General features: G+C 36.7%; 13 protein-coding genes. 5 read left to right on the forward strand and 8 right to left on the reverse strand.

The window, feature by feature from the left end; translation table 11 throughout:
* Nucleotides 1-3: 3 nt before the first annotated feature.
* On the reverse strand, nucleotides 4-849 hold the full coding sequence (locus IWB64_RS19710) for a universal stress protein (protein ID WP_194535640.1): 846 nt from the start codon (nucleotides 847-849) through the stop codon (nucleotides 4-6).
* A gap of 262 nt (nucleotides 850-1,111) precedes the next feature.
* Here IWB64_RS19710 and IWB64_RS19715 point away from each other — a divergent pair, with 262 nt between their 5' ends.
* A complete protein-coding gene (locus tag IWB64_RS19715; protein ID WP_194535641.1) occupies nucleotides 1,112-1,813 on the forward strand; it encodes a LytR/AlgR family response regulator transcription factor in 702 nt (233 codons plus the stop codon).
* A 52-nt stretch (nucleotides 1,814-1,865) separates the two neighbouring features.
* On the opposite strand, the gene galK is transcribed toward IWB64_RS19715, so the two are convergent.
* The 3 genes from galK to IWB64_RS19730 form a co-directional block, all read right to left on the reverse strand.
* The gene (gene galK / locus IWB64_RS19720; RefSeq protein ID WP_194535642.1) at nucleotides 1,866-2,993 is read right to left on the reverse strand and encodes a galactokinase; all 1,128 of its coding nucleotides are present in this window, start codon (nucleotides 2,991-2,993) and stop codon (nucleotides 1,866-1,868) included.
* 12 nt (nucleotides 2,994-3,005) lie between these two features.
* Nucleotides 3,006-4,148 (reverse strand): formylglycine-generating enzyme family protein, encoded by a 1,143-nt coding sequence (locus tag IWB64_RS19725; RefSeq protein WP_226975953.1) that lies wholly within the window; start codon nucleotides 4,146-4,148, stop codon nucleotides 3,006-3,008.
* A gap of 145 nt (nucleotides 4,149-4,293) precedes the next feature.
* Complete coding sequence (locus tag IWB64_RS19730; RefSeq protein WP_194535644.1) at nucleotides 4,294-5,634, reverse strand: Gfo/Idh/MocA family protein; 1,341 nt, start codon at nucleotides 5,632-5,634, stop codon at nucleotides 4,294-4,296.
* Nucleotides 5,635-6,117: 483 nt separating this feature from the next.
* Here IWB64_RS19730 and IWB64_RS19735 point away from each other — a divergent pair, with 483 nt between their 5' ends.
* From IWB64_RS19735 to IWB64_RS19750, 4 genes are all read left to right on the forward strand, one after another.
* On the forward strand, nucleotides 6,118-7,362 hold the full coding sequence (locus IWB64_RS19735; RefSeq protein ID WP_226975954.1) for an MFS transporter: 1,245 nt from the start codon (nucleotides 6,118-6,120) through the stop codon (nucleotides 7,360-7,362).
* 511 nt (nucleotides 7,363-7,873) lie between these two features.
* Nucleotides 7,874-10,900, forward strand: a complete 3,027-nt coding sequence (locus tag IWB64_RS19740) for a SusC/RagA family TonB-linked outer membrane protein (RefSeq protein ID WP_194535645.1) — start codon at nucleotides 7,874-7,876, stop codon at nucleotides 10,898-10,900.
* Between the two features lie 11 nt (nucleotides 10,901-10,911).
* Nucleotides 10,912-12,399, forward strand: coding sequence for a RagB/SusD family nutrient uptake outer membrane protein (locus IWB64_RS19745; protein WP_194535646.1), 1,488 nt, complete (start codon nucleotides 10,912-10,914; stop codon nucleotides 12,397-12,399).
* 124 nt (nucleotides 12,400-12,523) lie between these two features.
* The gene (locus IWB64_RS19750) at nucleotides 12,524-15,835 is read left to right on the forward strand and encodes a VCBS repeat-containing protein (RefSeq protein ID WP_194535647.1); all 3,312 of its coding nucleotides are present in this window, start codon (nucleotides 12,524-12,526) and stop codon (nucleotides 15,833-15,835) included.
* Between the two features lie 57 nt (nucleotides 15,836-15,892).
* On the opposite strand, the gene IWB64_RS19755 is transcribed toward IWB64_RS19750, so the two are convergent.
* The 4 genes from IWB64_RS19755 to IWB64_RS19770 form a co-directional block, all read right to left on the reverse strand.
* Nucleotides 15,893-16,915 carry a glycoside hydrolase family 43 protein gene (locus tag IWB64_RS19755; RefSeq protein WP_194535648.1) on the reverse strand — a complete coding sequence of 341 codons (1,023 nt, stop codon included), beginning with the start codon at nucleotides 16,913-16,915 and terminating at the stop codon, nucleotides 15,893-15,895.
* Nucleotides 16,916-16,943: 28 nt separating this feature from the next.
* A complete protein-coding gene (locus IWB64_RS19760; RefSeq protein WP_194535649.1) occupies nucleotides 16,944-18,401 on the reverse strand; it encodes an MFS transporter in 1,458 nt (485 codons plus the stop codon).
* Between the two features lie 5 nt (nucleotides 18,402-18,406).
* The gene (locus IWB64_RS19765) at nucleotides 18,407-19,546 is read right to left on the reverse strand and encodes an endo-1,4-beta-xylanase (RefSeq protein ID WP_194535650.1); all 1,140 of its coding nucleotides are present in this window, start codon (nucleotides 19,544-19,546) and stop codon (nucleotides 18,407-18,409) included.
* A 283-nt stretch (nucleotides 19,547-19,829) separates the two neighbouring features.
* On the reverse strand, nucleotides 19,830-20,309 hold the full coding sequence (locus IWB64_RS19770) for a GNAT family N-acetyltransferase (protein ID WP_194535651.1): 480 nt from the start codon (nucleotides 20,307-20,309) through the stop codon (nucleotides 19,830-19,832).
* Nucleotides 20,310-20,313 lie beyond the last annotated feature (4 nt).

Consider the following 20,313-nt stretch of genomic DNA (forward strand, 5'->3'; position numbering starts at 1 on the left):
CTATTAGTTCTCCACCGGGATTACTAAAAATGGTATTTCTATGCTGAAACTGACTTTTTTAATTACCGGTTCTCTCATTATACCTTCTATAAAATCGTGGTCATATTTTACCATCGTCAAGAAATCAATATCCAATTCTTTAAGAAACACCTGAATACTCTTTGTCTTGCTTGTAAAATTAGGCATCCAATGATATGTGGACTCAAATTCATTTAAATAAGCATCTAACGTATTTCTGTTAGACTCTTGTGTAAAATCTAATCGCTCTTCCTCATTTATATGCATAATGTGTACAGATGACTTAAAACGGGTAAGAATACGCTTTAAGGGCTCTAAAACCTCTGCAGAAAAATTTCTCTTATAACTAGTTACCAACGCCACTTCTTTGGGTGCTTTATAAAAGCAACCCTTAGGAACCACCAGTACCGGACATGCTGCTACTTTTAAAACATTCATTGTTCTGGTTCCTAAAAATACAGATTTTGCTCCCGTAGCTCCTTGAGTACCCATTACAATGATATCTATACCCTCTTTTATAGTTACCTGTAAAACCTCATCCACTAAAGAGTCTAGTGCAATGCGTGTTATAAACTGGTGTTTTGGATTGTGGTTTATGCGTTCTAACTCCTCACAAAACTCGTTTATTTCACTTTCTGTTTCAGACATCCAATTATCGCCCAGGCCTATCTGTCCGGCTGAACCCAAAACATAGTCAATCCTCATTGTCGTTGGCGTATAGGTATGAAGAAGATAAAAAGTACACGCCATTTCCTTATAAAAATGCATAGCATAATCTATGGCATTTCTAGAATTTTCAGAAAAATCGGTCGGTAAAAGGACTTTTAGCATGACTTTTGATTTAGTTTAATAAAACTATGACCTTCTAAAATAAAAAAACATGACATCTATCAGTTTTACGGTTAACACCAGTAAATTTTTAGAGTCAGACCTAATTTTAAAAGTGTTCAAAAGCCAGTAAAATATTAAATTATATATTTGCATTAGCTAACCTATTTTTTATCTGGCCCCACAACTGTAAAAAGAAGGTGATTAGTTAATAATTATTTAACCTCTTTAAGAAGTTACATACTTTTTAAACAATCCTCTTACTATGAATTCTGTAAAATTAACGTGTGTAGTTATAGACGACTCTAAGACGCAACGTACTGCAGTCGCCAAACTTATCAAAAACCATATTAATCTTCGTTTCGTTGCTGATTACAAGAATGCCGTAGAAGCGCAAAAGCATATGGAGGAAAGCGATGTAGACCTCGTTTTTCTTGATATAGAAATGCCTTTGATAAATGGTTTTCAATTTCTAGACTCTCTAAAAAGTCGACCTCAAATTATTCTAATTTCTGCAAAAGAAGAATATGCCATGCAGGCTTTTGACTATGATGTAACCGATTATCTTCTAAAACCTATACGTCAAAACCGTTTTAATACCGCTATTAAAAAAGCACTACAAAACAATATTGAAGTTGAAGAAAACGAAGACGATTATATCTTTGTGAACAGCAAACTCAAAAAGGTAAAATTACCTCTTGGTCAAATAAAATGGATTGAAGGTCTTGGTGATTATATTAAAGTAGTTACGGACGAGAAAAATGTTCTGATTCTTTCTACCATGAAGTCCTTTGCGGAAAAGCTACCTGAAGATAGATTCCTAAGAGTACATAAATCCTATATAATAAACCTAGACAGGGTTGATAAATTTAACGGATCCCAAGTTGAAGTATGCGGACATTCAATTCCGTTAAGTAGACATAAGAAACTAGCGCTAGAAGATGCCTTAATGAATTCAGAGGCTTAATAGCCTATTTCATAAAAAACAAAAGGCCAATCTTACGATTGGCCTTTTTTAATTATATGATCGATGTACCACCACTTGGCCGCACTTCAAATGCTTCAAGTGTAATATCAAACTTATCTTTATATGCTTTTGTAGCAGCACTTACAAAATCTCCAACAGCGCTTTCGTGAACAATATTCAGTGTACATCCTCCAAAACCACCACCGGTCTGTCTAGCACCTAATACTTGAGCATTATCTTTAGAGAAGTCTACCAAGAAATCTGATTCAGGACAACTTACCTCATACTCCTTACTAATACCATCGTGGGCCTTATAAAGAATCTGACCAACCTCTTTAAGGTTGTTTTGTTTTAATGCCTCAACCATTTCCAATACCCTATCGTTTTCCTTAACGATAAAAGAACATCTATTGTAAACTATAGGACTCATATCCTTTTTTGACGCAAGAAGTATTTCTTCATTAACGTCCCTTAAAGATTTTACATTAGGGTACTTTTTCTGAATAATAGCAACTCCCTGTTCACATTCTTCTTTCCGGGTATTGTACTCACTAGAAGCTAGATTATGAGAAACTTTTGTATTAAGAAGTATTATTTTATATGGATGTAAATCTATAGGAATATGCTTGTACTCCAAAGAACGACAGTCTAACAGAATAACATTTCCGGCTTCGCTCATGACCGAAGCAAATTGATCCATAATACCACATTGTGTTCCCACGTAGGTATGTTCTGCAGTCTGTGAAAGCTGAACCATTTCTATTTTAGAAAGTCCCAATTCAAAAATCTCATTGAGACCAAAAGCCAAACCACATTCCAAGGCAGCAGACGAGCTTAGACCAGAACCAGTAGGCAAGTTACTTTCTACGATACAATCAAAACCTCTAACTTTATCAGTTCTTTTTGAGATTTCGTTCAACACGCCTAGAATGTAATTCTCCCACTCTACTTTACTTACCGCAATCTTATCTAGATTTAATTCAAAACCCGTGTCATACGTTTTACTGTATACATTACATTGGTTTTTGGAACCGTTCTTTTTAAAACTGAATGTAATATTCTTTTCTATGGCCGTTGGAAGCACATATCCCATATTATAATCAGTGTGTTCACCTATAAGGTTTATTCTACCGGGAGATGATATGACTAATTCTGGCTTAAAATTTTCTAAAAACTGCATGAGAGAAATTGTTTATTTTGAGTTACGGACCATATCTGCCGTAGCAACGGTTCTAAAACCTAAATGTTCCAATGATGAATCTAAACTTGTAGCCATACGAGATGAAACCCTATAACTTGCACAGTAACTGGCATTACATAGAAAGGAACCACCTTTCATAACTTTTTCTTTTGCGTAAGGATCCCTTTCATTATAAGCTTGGTCTGCTCCCAATGGGTTTTTAGCCACCGGATACCTTGTATTCAATTCTTTATAGTAGTTGGTATTGTACCAATCGTTAGTCCATTCCCAAACGTTTCCGGCCATATCATATAACCCAAAATCATTTGCCGGATATGATTTCACCGGTGCCCGTAGTCCAAAACCATCTGTTTCTACATTAGTTACAGGAAACTCACCTTCCCAAGTATTAGCCTTTTCAGATAATTTGGTGTCTTCGTCTCCCCAGGAATATGTTGTTGTTAAATGCGTACCACGAGCAGCTCGTTCCCATTCCGCTTCTGTAGGCAAACGTCTATTGGCCCATTCGCAATACGCCAAAGCATCTTCATAAGCAATGTGCACAACAGGGTAGTTTCCTTTACCTTTAATAGAACTTTTAGGTCCATTGGGGTGTTGCCAATCAGCACCTATGGTCCAACTCCACCATTGTGAAAAATCATAAAGATTAGGTACGGCACTTTTAGCCTGTTTAAAGGTTAAAGAACCTGGTTGCATAATACTATCATGTGGCTTTGGAGTGCCTTCAGGAAGTTGTTTTTTCATTTCTTCCCAATCAATTTCGCGTTCTGCTACGGTTTCATAGCCTGTTTCTTTTACGAATTTTTTAAAGTCGTCATTAGTAACCTCCGTGATATCCATAAAAAAACCATCTACCGCTACTTTATGTGCAGGCTTCTCATGCTCCATGGCCCCTTTATCTTGTGGAACCGCTCCTTGAGAAAAAACAGCGCCAGGAATCCAAACCATTCCTTTAGGCGTAGCAACATCTTCGGGCATTTCTTTAATGACCGTTGTATCTATTTCTATGGTTTTGGAAGCCCCTATTTTTTCAGTAGCTTCAACTACTTCTGCCTTTTTAGATGTATCTTCTTTACATCCTATAGAGAAACAAAGAACTGCAAAAGAAGCAAAAATTTTAATCGTATTGTGCATAATCATATTTGAAAAATGGAAAACAAAGTTAACCCTATTTTTTGGTTAACCGTTAAATTTAAAAACCGTCTGTTTCTTTTAAAACTGAAACAAAAAAATGTCCCCGTAAATCACGGGGACACTGTTATTTTTCGAAGTTCATAAATTAAATCACAACGGTTTCACCAGGTTTTGGTATGTTATATGTACCATCTGCATTTGGCTGAACCGGAGCTGGAGAATCCCAAGTTAATTCATCGGGCGCTAAATCAATATTAGACTGCATAGCCTCGTCCCATTTAATAACCTTACCAGAATAGGTAGCCATTCTACCTATGATAGCACTCATTGTACTTTTAGCCCCATTTTCCGCATCGGCAATAACACCGCCGTTTCTAATAGATTCAAAAAGTTTTATATGTTCAACTTGATACGGGTTTGGATCTTCTTTGCCTCTATGTTCAAATATGGAGTTTCCGTTATAATCCGTCAATGTGGCATTATCTCCTTTAGTGTAGACTGTACCTTTTGTACCTTGAAAAAACTCTGAGACCTTACTCATAGTTTCCGGTTGATGACGACACTGACTTGCTATTACAGCTCCACTTGGATAGGTGTACTCTACAAAATGATGGTCAAAAATTTCACCATGGTCTTTTCCTTTTCGAACTTGCCTACCACCCATACCTTGTGCGGAAATAGGGTATTCTCCAACAAACCAGTTGGCTACATCAATATTATGAATATGTTGTTCTAAAATATGATCGCCACATAACCAGTTAAAATAATACCAATTACGCATTTGGTATTCAAGTTCGCTCTGTTGCGGTTGACGCTCACGAACCCAAACTCCACCACTGTTCCAATATACTTGTCCAGAAACAATCTTACCAATAGAGTCCTTTTTAATTTGATCAATAGCTGCCAAATAACTATCTTGATAATGTCTCTGAAGACCAACTACTACATTTAGTTTATCTTCTTTTGCTTTTTTTGCGGCCGCTAATACCTTACGAACACCGGGTACATCTGTTGCTACCGGCTTCTCCATAAACACATGTTTACCATTGTTTACAGCATACTCAAAATGTTGGGGACGAAAACCAGGAGGTGTTGCCAAAATAACCACATCTGCCAAATCCATTGCCTTAGTAGCCGCATCAAAACCAACAAATTGGTTTTTCTCCTTTACTTTAATTTTTTTGGTTTCGCCCATTGCTTTAGAGATGTTCGCAAGACTACCTTTTAGGCGGTCTTCAAAAGCATCTGCCATAGCAACAAGCTCTACATTATCATCTGCAGTTAAAGCTTGTACCGCTGCACCCGTACCACGGCCACCACAGCCAACCAGTGCCAACTTTAATTTTTTATTTCCTAATACATTCGCCATACCGCTCATATGCAGGTTAGGCAACAACATAGCTCCACCGGTAAATAATGCAGTGTTCCTTACAAAATCTCTTCTTGATTTTTTGATCATACTGGTTCTGGTCTTGTCTTCTTTCATTTTCTCAATATTTCTGATATTAATTCTGGTACATATGCTATCAATAAGGTAAATGTGAATATAAAAATAATGCCGCAATTTATTTACCATAATATTGCGTTTTTCTAAGCTTATATTATCAAAAAATGGAATATTGTTAGTTTTCTAACTCTCGTTTCTTAAACCTACCTAATATCTTTGCCTTCATTTGATGATAGCCAAATCAAATAGACTTTTACTTTTTTCAAAGTTAATTCCCTGGCTGTTGGCACTTTGAAGATAGTACACTCTTCTTATATAAGTGTCCAAATAACACATTATTTGCCTAAAAATGAAATTTACTGCCCAATTTACAAGCCTGACGTACAATAAACCCAGTTGTTAAAATCTCTTTTTTTTTATCAATTACATATTTTTGATTTATCTTTCGTTTCGATTTTCGCAATAAACATTTATTATAATTTACTTTTACGAATTTCTGCTTAAACAACAAACCAATATTTTATGGAAACAAAAACAACTGAAATGGCCTCAAACGCCAACAGACTTTTTTACGCAAGTTGCTTTGCGTTAATTACTACCGCTTTCTCTTTTAGTATCAGGGCGGGTATTCTACCTCAATTAGGAGAAGAACTTAGTTTAAGTGGTGAACAACTAGGTTTTATAAACTCAATGTGGTTTTTAGGATTTCCTTTATCTATGGTTGTAGGTGGATTAATTTACCATAAGGTGGGTGGAAAAGCAATTATGCAATTCGCTTTCTTTGCGCATGCTACAGGTATTATTTTAACTATATATTCTGGTAGTTACATTGGTCTTCTTATCTCAACTCTTTTGATTGGCCTAGGTAACGGCTGTACAGAAGCTGCGTGTAATCCTATGATTGCAGATGCATATCAAGGAAACAGGATGAGTACAATGTTGAACCGTTTCCATATGTGGTTTCCCGGTGGTATTGCCATAGGTAGTCTTGTCTCAGGTTTTATGACCGATTTATCATTTAGCTGGGAGAGTCAAATTTGGTTAATTCTTATACCAACTCTTGTCTATGCCTATTTGTTCTTTGGACAATCATGGCCTAAAGCTAAAGTAGAAGAAGCTGCCACCATTGGTGGAAATTTCAAGGCAATGCTTTCTCCTCTTTTCATATTTATGCTTGTTTGTATGGCATTGACCGCTATTTCAGAATTTGGTCCAAACCAATGGGTAGGTCTTATCCTATCTAAAAGTGGAGCTAACCCCATGATCATTCTAGCGTTAACAGCTGGTTTAATGGCTGTAGCAAGATTCTTTGGTGGTAATATGGTAAAAAGATTTAACCAAACAGGCGTTCTTTTAGGTTCAGCCGTTCTTGCCACATTAGGTATCTACTTGTTCAGTACACAAACAGGAGCCATGGCTTATGTTGCTGCTATCTTCTTTGCCTTAGGTGTCGCTTATTTCTGGCCTAATATGATTGGTTTTGTTGCAGATAAAATTCCAAAAAGTGGTGCTCTAGGGCTTTCTATTGTTGGTGCTGTGGGCATGTTCTCCAGCTCTATATTTCAACCTATTATTGGTGGTTGGATTGATGCTGATAAAGCAAAAGCTGCCGCAGAAGGTTTTACTGGCGATGAATTAGATTTAGTATCTGGGCAAGCAACCTTATTAACCATGACCATATTTCCTGGTATTCTAATCGTACTCTTTACTCTGCTTTATTTTTGGATGAAAAAAAGAAAAGAAAACCCAGAAGTTGAAGTTGCATAAACTGAAGCATTACATATTGATAATAAAAAGCCCGGTATATATCGGGCTTTTTTTATGCCCCTAATTCATTAACTATCCCTCCTTAAAGATCTGCTATCTCTTTCCTCCTGCTTGTTCTAATACTTAGTTATGAAATACCAAGCGTTCTAAGTTTAAACTAAAACGTTCTTATTACAGCATAAATCCCATCACTCTACTCTTGTAATCTTAGAATAACCAAAAAGAAATCAACAATTGTATTACTCAAAGCAAATAATTGGAGTGACATATGGTTTTCTACCTCATATTAACCCCATACAACACATATGTTATATTGATAAATTTCACAGTTTAAAAATATCAAATTCATTGTTTTACCCTCAATATATTGAGACTTACGGGGTAATGCAACATAATTTTCAGTATATGCATCAAATCTTCTATTGCTCATGCAGCCCTTCATATACATTTGCTAGAGTCGGGTCTTCACTAGGCCAGTAATCTAATAATTAACCAACTAAACTCAAAGATTATGATTAAACTTAAACATGCGGTCATTGCATGTCTTGTAATGATCGGGCAGTTTGCCTATTCACAGACTTCCACAATAAGTGGTGTAGTTTCTGATGATAGCGGCACTCCCTTGCCAGGTGCTACAATAATAGTAGCAGGTACAACTAATGGTACAACTACAGATTTTGATGGTAATTACGCCCTTTCTAACGTGAATTCTACCGATAAGTTAGTGATCTCTTATATAGGGATGACCACTCAAACTATCGTGGTAGGAAGTCAAACTTCTATAAATGTTAGTCTACAAGAAGACGCAGAAGCTTTAGATGAAGTGGTTGTAGTTGGTTACGGTACGCAGTCGCGTGCAGAAGTAACTGGTGCAATAGCCACAGTAGGCTCCAAAGAATTAGCTGCATTACCTGTGGCTAGTGCAGATCAGGCCTTACAAGGTAGAGCTGCTGGTGTAACAGTTTTGAACACTGGTTCTCCAGGTAGTGCACCAGTAGTCCGTATTCGTGGCCTAGGTACTATGAACAACAATGACCCATTATATGTTATTGATGGTATCATTGCTGGTGGTTTAGGAGATTTAAATCCTAATGATATCGAATCCATAAACATACTAAAAGATGCTTCTACAACTGCCATTTATGGTTCTTTAGGGTCTAATGGTGTTGTAATGGTTACTACAAAAAAAGGAAATAGATCAGGTAAGACAATTATTAATCTTGATGCCTATACAGGTGTTAATTATTCAAACCAACGGTATGATTTATTAGATACGCAGCAATATTTACAGTATGCTCAAGATGCATTTGGTGTTACACCAACTTCTCCTCTTTCACAATCCAACAGTAATACTACAGATTTTCAAGATGCTCTCTTTAGAACAGGTATTATGCAAAAAGTGGATTTTGCTCTATCGGGTGGTGGCGAAAACAATAATTTTAGATTTTCTGCCGGGTATATGGACCAAGAAGGTGCTATAATAGAAACCGGATTTGAAAGATTTTCATTTAGAGCTAACAGCAACTTTACTGTAGGTAAATTCAATTTTGGTGAAACTATGGCAGTTTCGTTCCAAACGCAAAATCCAGAAAGAAACCTGGGCGACCGTTCTTTATTAGAGCATGCTATTAAAGCCGCTCCATATTTACCAATATATAATCCTAACAACTTACAAGGATTTCAAGGGCCAAACAGTGCCTTAGATGGTCAAGATGCCGAAAATCCAATTAGAGTTCAAACCCTTGGCGAACAAGTCAATAAATCTTCATCAATTATTGGAAGTGTTTTTGGTGAATTTGAAATCATTGATGGGCTGAAGTTTAAAAGCCAGGTTGGTCTAGATTATAGAAATTCTAATACCGATATTTTTGTACCCTCGTATAACGATGATAGTGAAGGAGCTACGCACAGTTCAACCTTTGCTACAATTACAAAAAATTCTAGCATAAGGAAGTCTATAACAATTACTAACAGTCTAAATTATTCATTCACCTTAAGTGATAAGCATAATTTTGATTTATTGGTTCTTGCAGAAAAACAAGAAACTAAAAACGACCTTTTAAATAGTAATAGTGAAAACCCCATTACAGACGATTTAAATCAAGTATCAAATGAAAAATCGTTTTTACAGTCTCAGACTTTTGAATACAACCGTATTGGCTATTTGGGCAGACTAAATTATAACTTTGATCAAAAGTATATTTTTGCTGCTTCTATTCGTAGAGATGCTTCTTCACGCTTTGGAGAAAACAATCGATGGGGTACTTTCCCTTCTGTTGCATTAGGATGGAATATTGCGAAAGAAAGCTTTCTAACAGATACCGCATTTAACACGCTAAAACTAAGAGGTAGCTGGGGTATTACAGGAAATGATAGAATTGGTGATTACCAATACAGTTCTACGTTGCTTTCCGAGTTCTTCTATCCATTTGGAGACGTTCTCGCTACCGGTACTACACCTGGAGGCCTTGCCAACGCAGATTTAAAATGGGAAGAAACCACCATGAAAAATATTGGATTGGACTTTGGGCTTTTTGATGGGAAATTGACGGGTGCCGTTGAATATTTCAATAATACAAGTGATGACCTATTAATGAGTCGCCCATTGGCCGGCTCACTAGGTATTAACTCAGGTTCTGTAACAGAAAATGTAGGTTCTGTTGAAACCAGCGGTGTTGAATTTAGTCTTGGTTATAATGATTATGATGGAGATTTCACATGGTCGGCCAACCTTAACCTTGGTACCTCAAGCAATGAAGTGAAATCTTTAGGGTCAAACGAATCACTTTCTGGTGGTACGTTTGAATCACAGAATATTTCTAGAATTGAAGTAGGCGAGCCTTTGTTCTTTTTCTTCGGATATGAAACAGATGGTATATACCAAACACGAGCCGAAGTAGATGCTAATCTAACTCAAACAGCTGTTGACGGGGTATTTCCTGTAAACCCTGGAGATATAAGATTTGTGGACCAAAATGGAGATGGCCAAATTAACGCAGATGATCGAGTAAAAATCGGAAATCCATATCCAGACTTCACATACGGTCTAAATTTAAACGCAAACTACAAGCAGTTAGATCTTAATCTATTTATATCTGGTGTATCTGGTGTTGATGTTTACAATACTAACATTTATGACTTAGAAGGCATGCCTAGATTATTTAACGCAGGAACGAATGTGTTGAATAGATGGACAGGTCCAGGAACTTCCAACAGCGTACCTGCAGCAGGAGGAAATGATCAGAATTTTAACTCTATTTCAGATCGTTTTGTAGAAGATGGTTCATATGCTAGACTTAAGAATATAACATTGGGATATACATTGGATAATCCAGCTTTAGAGGAATATTTCTCCAAATGTAGAATATATATCAGTGGTCAGAACTTGATTACTATTAGTGACTATTCTGGTTTAGATCCAGAAATAGGAAACCCTTTGACAAACAATGGTGGAAACAGCCAATACGAATTAGGAATCGATAGAGGAAACTATCCACAGCCTAAATCAGTATTACTTGGAGTACAACTATCATTTTAAAAAAAAAGATTATGAAAAAAACAAAAATACTAGTAACGGTCTTAGCAACGATCGGCCTTGCGCTCTCGTGTAATGAAGACTCATTAGAATTAACGAATCCAAACGAGCTTTCGCCAGACACTTTCTTTGCGAACCAAACTCAGGTTCAGTCTGCCGTAAATGCCGTATACTCCAACCTACAAACCAGAGGTCTATATAGCCGTCATATGTTTTTTATGATGGATAATATGGCCCACGAAAATGGGGGGAACAACCAGTTAGAAGCAGATAAACGTCAATATTTAGATTTCTCGTTCGACTCCAGCCATGGTGCTATAGGAGCCTATTGGGAAAGTTGCTACAGAGGCATTAATAAAGCAAATTTCGTTATAGAAAATGAGACCAAAATTAATGAAATTTTACCTTCTCAGATGAGCGACGACTTAAAGAAAAAGGCAATTGGTGAGGCTAAATTCTTGCGTGCTTTATTTCATTTCTTTATCGTAACCAGATATGGTGATGCCCCTCTTGTTACCACCTTACCACCTGATGATGGCACTGGTCCTGGTAAAAGTCCTAGCTCTGAAATATATGCGCAAATCATTAAAGACTTACAAGAGGCTATACCTACTTTAAAATCAAAAGGCGATGAAGAGAACGGACGTGCCACTAAAGGAGCTGCACAAGCTTTGTTGGGTAAGGTTCATTTATTCTTGGAGCAATATGATGATGCTTTAACCCAATTCTCCGCTTTAAACGGTTATAGCTTAGAAGACAATTACTTTGACAATTTCATGGAAGAAACTGAACATGGTGATGAGTCTATCTTTGAAATTGAATACAATGATGATTTTGGTACCAGTGCACAATGGAATTCTGATCGTAGCGGTCAAGGTCCTAACGAGGCTACCTTTAGAGGTCAAGAATATGGTTTTAATGATTGGTTCAATGTTTTTCCTTCAGATGACTTATTAGAAGAGTATGAAATTGGAGACATTCGTTTTGAGCAATCTTTCTATGTAAACGGTGATACTTTTGGGCCTGATGGCTCATTAACTGTAGATGCTTTTCCTAGTAACGGCGGTGGTAATGCAGGATGGGCTAAGTACAACAACTACTACAAAGATGCGAACGAAGATCAAACTTCAGGTATCAACTTTAAGTATTTGAGATATGCAGATGTATTGTTAATGATGGCGGAGTGCGAGAGCATGAGACCAGGTGGCGACCAAGATGTTGCTGTAGGCTATATTAACGAAGTCCGCGAAAGGGCTACGTTAGCTCCATTGGCTACAGGCTTATCACAAGCTGAAGTATTTGAAGCTTTAGTGCACGAACGTAAAGTGGAATTGGCAGGAGAGCAAACCAGATTTAATGATATTATCCGATGGGGAATTGCTAGTACAGAATTAGCCAACACCCAATTTCAAGCTGGTAAACATGAGCTTTTACCAATACCTCAACCTGAAATAGATGCAAACATAAACATCTCTGCAGCTGACCAGAATGCAGGGTATTAAAACGCTTAATTTTAGTTAGTTTTGAGTTAGTAATTTTAAAACAGTGTGTTTTGGTCGACACACTGTTTTTTGTTTCTATTCTATTTTAAAAAAAACTATATCTTAAAATTTTGAACACGAACAAATGGATATAAATATTTACAGTAAAACCTTAGTATACTCGTTTTTAATTTTTCTCTTGGTTAGTTGTACCCAAGAACAAACCAAAACGGATAGTAAGATATTTACTGGCTTAAAATCTGACCAAACGGGCGTTAATTTCAACAATACCCTTACCGAAAATGATTCCTTAAATTATTTCACCTATTCCTATCTCTATATGGGCGGTGGTGTGGCTAGTGGCGACATCAATAATGACGGCTTAATAGATCTTTTTTTTACCGGTAACCAAGTTTCCAATAAACTCTATCTAAATAAAGGCAACCTGCAGTTTGAAGATATTACAGAAAATGCAGGTATTTCTGGAGATGACCGCTGGTATACTGGTGTAACCATGGCCGATGTAAATGCAGATGGTCTTTTAGATATTTATTGCTCTGTAGGTGGCAAATTTGGCATAAAAGACAATGAACTATATATAAATAATGGAGATGAAACCTTTTCCGAAAAGGCTGCAGAATATGGCCTAAATGACATTGGAAATAGTGTGCAAGCTACTTTTTTTGATTATGATAAAGATGGTGACCTAGACTTATTTGTAGCCAACTACCCTCCTACTCAATTTGATTCTCCCACTTTTGCCTATGTTTTTAAAATGGCAAATGTCAAAGACCATGAGTCTGGGCATTTGTACCAAAATAACGGAAATACGTTTACAGATGTTACCGAAGCTTCTGGCTTAAAGGCTTACGGACTTTCACTAAGTGCCACGGCAGGCGATCTTAATAATGACTCTTGGCCCGACCTTTATGTTTCCAATGATTTTAATTCTCCTGATTTTATGTACACCAATAACCAAGATGGCACATTTAAAGAGGTTGTAAAACAAGCCACATCGCAAACCGCATTTTATGGTATGGGTGCAGATATAGCCGATTTTAATGATGATGGCAACCTAGATATTTTTCAGGTAGATATGGATGCCAAATCAAACCGACGAAAGAAAGCCAATATGGCCAGCATGAATCCTGAACTTTTTTGGGATGTAGTCAATGCCGGGTTCCATTACCAATACATGCATAACTGTATGCAGGTTAACTCGGGAGTTTTTGAAGATGGTATTCCACATTTTTCTAATGTTTCCAGAATAACCGGCACTTCTTCAACTGATTGGAGCTGGGGTCCTCTTTTTGCAGATTTTGATAATGATGGTTACAAAGACCTTTTTGTTTCGAACGGTACGCGTCGTGAAATCAACAATAATGATTATTTCAATAAGCTGAAATCTATCAAAATAAAAAGCGATACGCTATTAGAGTTAAGTCAAAAAATACCATCGGAGAAAATTGATAATTTCATTTTCAAAAATATGGGAAATCTAGAATTTAAAAGAGCCAACAAAGATTGGGGCATTGAATTCAAAGGTTTTTCCAATGGCGTAGCTTATGCCGATCTTGATAATGATGGTGATCTAGAACTTATTACCAATAATATAGATGATGAAGCTTCAATCTTTAAAAACAATGCTTCAGAAACCAATAATTATATTCAGATAAAATTCAAAGGTAATCAGAGTAACCAGTTTGGTCTTGGGTCTCGCGTTTATGTTACCGTTGACGGGAAAACCCAAATGCAAGAATTGACGCTTTCGAGAGGGTTTCAATCTTCCGTTGCTCCTATGCTTCATTTTGGATTGGGAGATGCATCAAAAGTAGACGAGCTAAAAGTAGTATGGCCTAATGGTAAAATCCAAAAATTAAATACCGTTGAGGCTAATCAAGCATTGACTCTAGATTTTAACAATGCTATTGTAAACACCGATGAAAACATCAATAAATCCAAAATATTCGCCACAGATAAAACTTCAAAATTTCCTGCTTACAAACATACCGAAAACGAGTACGATGATTTTGAGGACCAAGTCTTACTTCCACATAAAATGTCATCTTTTGGTCCAACTTTAGCGGTTGGAGACCTTAATAACGATAGTTTAGAAGATTATTTTATTGGAGGTTCTTCCGGTAATATAGGTAGTCTATTTATGCAAACTTCAACCGGGTTTCAAAAACACCCTTCTACCTTTTTAGAGGACGATATTAAAAGTGAAGATTCCGGTTCTTTAATTTTTGATGCCGATGGTGATGGAGATAATGACCTGTACGTAGTAAGCGGTGGGTATGAATTTTCAAATAATTCCGAAGCTCTCCAAGACCGATTATACCTAAATGATGGTCAAGGAAATTTTACTAAAGCAAACGCTACTGCTTTACCTGATTTAAAAATAAGCGGCTCCAAGGTCTATCAATCCGATTTTAATGGTGATGGTAAACCTGACCTTTTGGTATTAGGTAGACAGATTCCAAAAAATTATCCCAGCCCTGCTACGAGCTACATTTTAAAAAATACGAGTAGTAACGGAAAGGTTAGTTTTGAAATCTTTGAAGAAATACAACCCAAAGAATTTCAAAATCTTGGGATGGCTACCAGTGCCGTAATTACAGATTATGACAATGATGGCAGACAGGATGTTATGATTGTTGGAGAATGGATGCCCATACGTATGTTCCATAATACCAAAACAGGGTTTGAAGAAGTTTCTGAATCTTTGGGGTTAACAAAAGATACCACTGGTTGGTGGTGGAGCGTACAACAGGGGGATTTTGACAATGATGGCGATATGGATTATATTGTTGGTAACAACGGTCAAAACTACAAATACAAAGCTACCGAAGAAGAAACTTTTGATATTTTCGTAAGTGATTTTGACAAAGATAACAACCAAGACATTGTACTAAGTTATTACAATGACGGCAAGCAATATCCGGTTCGTGGCCGGGGCTGTTCATCGCAGCAGATTCCTGCCATAAAACAAAAGTTTCAGGATTACGAGAGTTTTGCAGAAGCTACTTTAGAGGATGTATACACCGAAAAATCTCTGGAGTCCGCACTTCACTATCAAGTGAAATCTTTTGCCAGTATCTATTTAGAAAATAGGGATGGAAAATTCATAGTTCATGAGCTTCCGGTTTTAGCCCAAACTTCTAGCATTAATGAGATACTAATAGATGATTATAACCTAGATGGCAATCTGGATATCCTTGTAGCAGGAAACCTTTATGCTTCTGAAGTTGAAACACCACGTAACGATGCCGGTCATGGATTATTTTTAGAAGGAAATGGTAAAGGAGAGTTTACGGCTATTCCCGCATCAGATAGTGGTTTTTTTGTCTCTGGTGATGTGAAGAATATGTCTAGCATACAATTAAACTCGCAGCCTTATATCATCGCTGCAAAAAACAATGACTATCTTCAATTCATTGAATTGAAAAAGAAATAAGAAAAGAAAAAGGGACTATCATTACAATAGTCCCTTTTTCTCATTTTAATATTCAATTTACTCTTGTGTATAAGGGTCTAAAGTCACTATGCTACCATCTGGATTATAGGTAATTTCTGCAACCTTCACAGAACGTAAATGAGTTACGCCTTTAGATAGGCTAGAATCATGATAGAATAAATACCACTTACCTTCTACCTCACAAATGGAATGATGAGAGGTCCAACCTACAACAGGATTCAATATACGTCCAGTATAGGTAAATGGTCCGTATGGGTTATCTCCTATCGCATAGCAGATAAAATGGGTGTCTCCCGTAGAATAGGAAAAGTAATATTTACCATCGTATTTATGTATCCAAGAAGCTTCAAAGAAACGTCTATCATTATCGGCCTCTAAAAGTAATTTCCCATCTGCATCTAAAATTTGCACCTCTTTTGGCTCTTCTGCAAACTCTAGCATATCGTCCGTTAATTTGGCTACAATTGGTAATAGCGCCACTTCTTCTGGTTCTGGCATTTCATTGCTTTTATCGTATGTATTATTACGATATTTTTGAAGTTGTCCGCCCCAAATTCCACCAAAATACATGTAATAACTACCGTCTTCATCCTCAAAAACTGCAGGATCTATAGAGTAACTTCCTTCTATAGCTTCCGGCTGAGCCGTAAAAGGCCCTTCTGGAGTATCACCTACAGCTACGCCTATTTTAAAAATTCCGTCATATCCTCGTGCGGGAAAATATAAATAGTATTTGCCATCTTTATGTGCTGCATCTGGTGCCCACATTTGTTTTTCTGCCCACGGCACATCATCAACATGAAGCGCTACTCCGTTATCAACCGCTTCACTATGTATTCCATCCATAGAAATCACATGATAATCCTCCATGGCAAAATGACTTCCTAAATCATCAAAAGGAATTCCTGCTTCTATGTCATGGGATGGGTAGATATATATTTTTCCATTGAAAACATGAGCGGAGGGATCTGCAGTGTATATATTCTTTACCAACGGCTGGGAAATAGCTGTTTCGTTTAACTTATCAAAATCGATATTTTCTATAGATTCTTCTGGCATCTGAAATACGTATTATGTTATGCGTTATTTATTTTAGTCTTCGTTTCTTTAAATCTACCTCTATCTGAGTTTCCATCTTTTTATTTATCTCATATAAAAATAGCAAAGCAATTCCCAATAAAAACGGAATTGCAGGGTAAATACTAACTAGCATTTTTGTTCCTAGAACTGCACTTTCTGGTTGCACAATAGCTTCTCCCGCAACCATGGCTTCTTTTGAAATATAACCATACGCTCCTAAAATACCAGTAACCAATGAGCTCCCAATACTTAAGCCTCCTTTTAATCCCACCATCATAGCAGAGAAAATTATGGCTGTGGCTCTTCTATTATTCTTCCATTCCGAGAAATCTGCTACGTCTGCAATCATAGCCCATAATAAGGGTATGGTCAACCCATAAAAGAAGCCATGAAAAATCTGTGAGGTAAAAATAAGCCCGACCGAAGTTGGTAAAAAGAAGTAAAAAAAAATAATAAAAAGCGTTGATATAAAAAGCGCTACCATAAAGACATCTCGCTTTCCATATTTATCGGCAAATCTTTTTGATAGCGTAATACCAAAAATCATAAAAATAATACCACCGGCATTAAAAAGTCCAAAACCCGCAGAAACCGGATTCTCACCAAAAAAATTGACCCCAATAGATGCTAGAGCATCTAAAATAGGTTGTATAAAAATCGTTAAACTTTCTTTATCCACATAGTTCTCAAAGTAATACACATAAGACCCGCCTTTCATTGCCAAGGTCACAAATACGAGCGTGGTAAGCACCAACATTATAATCCATGGTCTATTACCGAATAAATCTCCCAAATCTTCTTTTAAGGTAGATTTCTGCTCCGCAGTAGGAACAATACGTTCTTTAGTAGTTAAAAAAGTAATAATGAGCATGACCGTGCCAATAATAGCCAACCAAGTCATAACAACCTCTATACCCACAGCTTTATCTCCATTACCTGCAGATTCAATTATAGGCAGCATAAATACCTGCACAAAAAACTGTGCGAACATCACACCTACGAAGCGATAGGCGGACAGGCTATTCCTTTCGCCCATATCGCCTGTAATTACGCCACTTAATGCAGAGTACGGCAAATTATTAGCCGCATATAAAAGCAGTAAAAATGTATACGTAACCACCGCATAAATAACCTTGCCCTTATAATTAAAATCAGGTGTGCTGAAAGCCAAAAGAGCTACAACACCCAGAGGAACCGCCGTAAATAAAATCCAAGGTCTAAACTTACCCCATTTAGAAGTCGTACGATCCGCAAGAGCACCTATGATAGGGTTGAAACCGAATGCCGCAATAAGACCAACCGTTAGTATAATGGCCGATGCATGGCTAGTTTCCAGACCATAAATATCTGTATAGAAATAGGCCAGATAAGTCATTAAAGTCTGAAAGACCAAGTTAGCCGCTAAATCACCTAGGCTGTAACCGATTTTCTCCTTGACAGATAATTTTTGAGATTCTAGATTCATAAGAATTACTGTTGGTTGGTTGAATCTGTTTTAAGTTCCATTACCGCCTGATATGCTTTTTTCGCTTCAAATTTTCTATCAAAAAGTAAAGGGTAATTAGTTCTATTAGTAATTGGCCAATTGTTAAGCCATGAACTTTGGTCATTCACACCCCAGAAAGTAACCCTATCAATCTTATCACTGTGTTTTAAAAAGAGTTTAAAAATATCCTTGTAACGCTGGGCTAACTGCACTTCTACAGAATCTGGCAAAGCATTTGGGTACGGATTCATTTCTTCGCTCTCCTCATAGTTTTGACCAATTTCTGCGCCCTCCAATCCCCAAGGGTTTGGTAAAACGGTAACATCCAATTCTGTAATGGAAACCTTTAAACCCAGTTTTGCATAGGCCACAATACTATTCTCTACTTCTTCCAATGAAGGTTCTGTCAAACCCCAATGTGCCTGCATACCTACTCCGTTAATCTTAGCTCCGCTTTTTTGAAGATTTTCTATAAGCCGTATAGCCCCTTCCCGCTTTTTGGGTTTCCACATATTATAATCGTTATAATATAACTCTGCAGATGGGTCTGCTTTTTCTGCAAGCTTAAATGCAACTTCTAAATACCTCTCTCCCATCACCTTTAAAAAGACAGATTCCCTTAGCGAACCATCTTCATTTAAAGCCTCGTTTACCACATCCCAACCATCAATTTTACCACTATACCTACTTGCTACTGTCGTAATATGATCACGGATATAATTTGCCATGGTAGCACTATCATTTACGGTATTCATCCATGGCCCTATCTGGCTATGCCATAAAAGTGTATGACCAATAACGAACATGTTATTTTCTTTACCAAGAGCCACATACTTGTCTGCCATTTCAAAATAAAACGTGTCTGGAGACGGATGAACCTCTTCCCATTTCATTACGTTTTCTGGACTAATAGTATTGAATTCTCTCTTTAAAACTTCAAGAGCTTTTTTATTTTTTCCAGTAATAATCTTGTCATTAATAGCTGCTCCTATATAAAACTCTTTCTTGTAAACTTTTTTGAGACTGTCAGCATCGTCTTCGGTTTGAAATGCACTTTCCTTAATTTTTCCAAAACCGAACAAAAACAACAGGATTACAAAAAATAACACAACAGTTTTAAACATATCATTAAATTAAAATGGTTAAACAGAGAAATCTATAAAATAACTAGTCAATTGTATTGACTATGAATATGATAAAAGTCGTGAAATTACTAGGTTACCTATATTACAAATGAAGCGCTGTATAGAACATTTGTGGCATTTTGCCTCATAAAAGCCATAAGCTTTAAGTAATTGGGCATGACGCAGAAATTGCGAGTGATTAAAACTCAAGTTTTTAAATGTAGAAAATGAGTAGTTTTAATTAAGTTTTGATAGGCTGAGTTCATTGCTAAAGCATCCTGTTTTAGGTTTCCTCCGCATTGCCTTTAGTAGTTTCTATTCCTTTATATACATTTGGATTATGCTTTTCCATGTAAAATTCAGGATGGGGCAACTCCGTAAATCCAAATTTCTTATAAAGCCATTCTGCAGTGTCAGTTAGTAAAATCCATCGTCTTAATCCTTGTAGCTTTGGATGTTCCATGATTTCATTTATCAACCATTTACTTAATCCATTTCCTCTATATTCTTTAAGAACAAATACATCTCCTAAATAGGCAATTGTGGAATAGTCTGAAATTATTCTGGCGTAGCCTATTTGTTTGTTATTATGATACAGTCCAAAATTCAAAGAGTTTTCAATGGATGTTTTTAGGGTATTCATTGGAATTCCCTTAGCCCAATCAGTTTCTTTTGAAAGGAATTTGTAGATGCTCAAAATATCTAACTTATCCTTGTCGGTTGAAATGGTATAATCATTTCTATGTGTTTCTACTATTTCCAATCCA

Origin of the sequence: Zobellia nedashkovskayae, from assembly GCF_015330125.1 — a bacterium.
Classification (GTDB): domain Bacteria; phylum Bacteroidota; class Bacteroidia; order Flavobacteriales; family Flavobacteriaceae; genus Zobellia; species Zobellia nedashkovskayae.

Coding starts and splice junctions, on each gene's coding strand:
- IWB64_RS19710 (WP_194535640.1), bottom strand. CDS start 849: ATGCTAAAAGTCCTTTTACCGACCGATTTTTCTGAAAATTCTAGAAAT.
- IWB64_RS19715 (WP_194535641.1), top strand. CDS start 1,112: ATGAATTCTGTAAAATTAACGTGTGTAGTTATAGACGACTCTAAGACG.
- galK (WP_194535642.1), bottom strand. CDS start 2,993: ATGCAGTTTTTAGAAAATTTTAAGCCAGAATTAGTCATATCATCTCCC.
- IWB64_RS19725 (WP_226975953.1), bottom strand. CDS start 4,148: ATGCACAATACGATTAAAATTTTTGCTTCTTTTGCAGTTCTTTGTTTC.
- IWB64_RS19730 (WP_194535644.1), bottom strand. CDS start 5,634: ATGAAAGAAGACAAGACCAGAACCAGTATGATCAAAAAATCAAGAAGA.
- IWB64_RS19735 (WP_226975954.1), top strand. CDS start 6,118: ATGGAAACAAAAACAACTGAAATGGCCTCAAACGCCAACAGACTTTTT.
- IWB64_RS19740 (WP_194535645.1), top strand. CDS start 7,874: ATGATTAAACTTAAACATGCGGTCATTGCATGTCTTGTAATGATCGGG.
- IWB64_RS19745 (WP_194535646.1), top strand. CDS start 10,912: ATGAAAAAAACAAAAATACTAGTAACGGTCTTAGCAACGATCGGCCTT.
- IWB64_RS19750 (WP_194535647.1), top strand. CDS start 12,524: ATGGATATAAATATTTACAGTAAAACCTTAGTATACTCGTTTTTAATT.
- IWB64_RS19755 (WP_194535648.1), bottom strand. CDS start 16,915: ATGCCAGAAGAATCTATAGAAAATATCGATTTTGATAAGTTAAACGAA.
- IWB64_RS19760 (WP_194535649.1), bottom strand. CDS start 18,401: ATGAATCTAGAATCTCAAAAATTATCTGTCAAGGAGAAAATCGGTTAC.
- IWB64_RS19765 (WP_194535650.1), bottom strand. CDS start 19,546: ATGTTTAAAACTGTTGTGTTATTTTTTGTAATCCTGTTGTTTTTGTTC.